The organism is Micrococcus sp. HMSC31B01 (genome assembly GCF_001816085.1).
GTDB classification, from domain to species: Bacteria; Actinomycetota; Actinomycetes; order Actinomycetales; family Micrococcaceae; genus Micrococcus; species Micrococcus luteus.
This window is the reverse complement of the sequence record NZ_KV824970.1, coordinates 1-1,225: the sequence shown is the minus strand read 5'-3', so window position 1 is coordinate 1,225 and position 1,225 is coordinate 1. Positions and strand designations below refer to the sequence as shown.

General features: G+C 65.0%; 2 protein-coding genes. Both read left to right on the top strand.

Features of this window, described 5'->3' with window-relative positions:
* Positions 1–534, top strand: a 534-nt coding sequence (locus tag HMPREF3105_RS02250) for a class I SAM-dependent methyltransferase (protein WP_070708680.1), incomplete at its 5' end; no start/stop codon positions are given.
* Between the two features lie 132 nt (positions 535–666).
* Positions 667–1,089, top strand: coding sequence for an HIT family protein (locus HMPREF3105_RS02245; RefSeq protein WP_070708679.1), 423 nt, complete (start codon positions 667–669; stop codon positions 1,087–1,089).
* The last annotated feature ends 136 nt before the right edge of the window (positions 1,090–1,225 follow it).

Genomic DNA, 1,225 nt, shown 5'->3' with positions numbered 1-1,225 from the left:
GACTGGACCTACGAAACGGGGTCAGCCCAGGCCACCCACCAGAACCTCGCAGGTCTGCGCGCTGTCGAGCTGGGAAGCGGCGCCGGCATTGAGACCCGGCGCCTTCTCCAGGAGGGTTTGAGCGTCCACACCATCGACGTCGACTCGAGCGTCGAAAAGCACATGAATGAACTCACCTCGCTCGGCATCCTCGAACACCGGACGGGCCTCATCGAGGAGTGGGATCCCCTCCCGCACGCCGACCTGATCCTGGCCAATGCCTCTCTGCCATTCATCCCTCGCGCACGCTTCACCTCGGTGTGGGACCGGATCAAGCACGCCCTGCTGCCAGACGGGATCCTGGCGGTCGATCTCTTCGGCTCCGATGACACCTGGGCCTCGGACCTGGGCACCTACCTCACCGGGAAAGAGGTGGACGAACTCCTCGACACTTTGGAGGTGATCGAACTGAACGAACGCAACGAAGAAGGGCGTGCGTTCGACGGCATCAAGCATTGGCACACCTTCACCGTTATCGCCCGCCGCCCAGCCTGACCCCTCCGCGCCCGACACCTGGCGAGCGAAACCGCACAAATGGTCGTTTGGGGCGGGCGAGGTCCACGCCAGTTGGCTCGCCAGCTCACGCATCTCTCCTCCCGGCGGTGCAGGCCCTCCTATAGTCGGACGATGGGAATCTCCTGCCCCTTCTGCGAAGTCGCCGAGCGGCGCACCCCCGCCCATGTGGTCACCGAAGGTGCGCTTTCGCTCGTCTTCCTCGACCTCCATCCGGTCGCAGACGGTCACTGCCTCATCATCCCTCGGCGCCATGTCCCCACACTCTCCGACCTCCTGCCCGAGGAGGGCGCCGAGATGTTCGCCCTCGCTACGCGAGTGGCCGGCGTCATCCGTAGGACCCTGGCTCCCGCGGTGAACCTGCACCTATCAGACGGCGTTGAAGCCGAACAGGACGTGCCCCATATTCACCTGCACGTGATCCCTCGTCACCGCGACGATCAGGTGTCAATCCACCTGCCCCCGTCTTCGACCTCGACAAGCCCGGAAGCAACCGTGACGGCGCTACGGATTGGGATGCACCTCCAGAGCAGCTAGGCAGATGCGGCACAACCGGTCGTTTGTGGCGAGGGGTCCCGCCATGCGCCGTGTGCGCCACCTCCGGCCCTGCCCGCCCGCCGCACGGCTCGCCACAACCAGCCCGCTAGATGTAAGAGGTCATGACGTTGTTGAC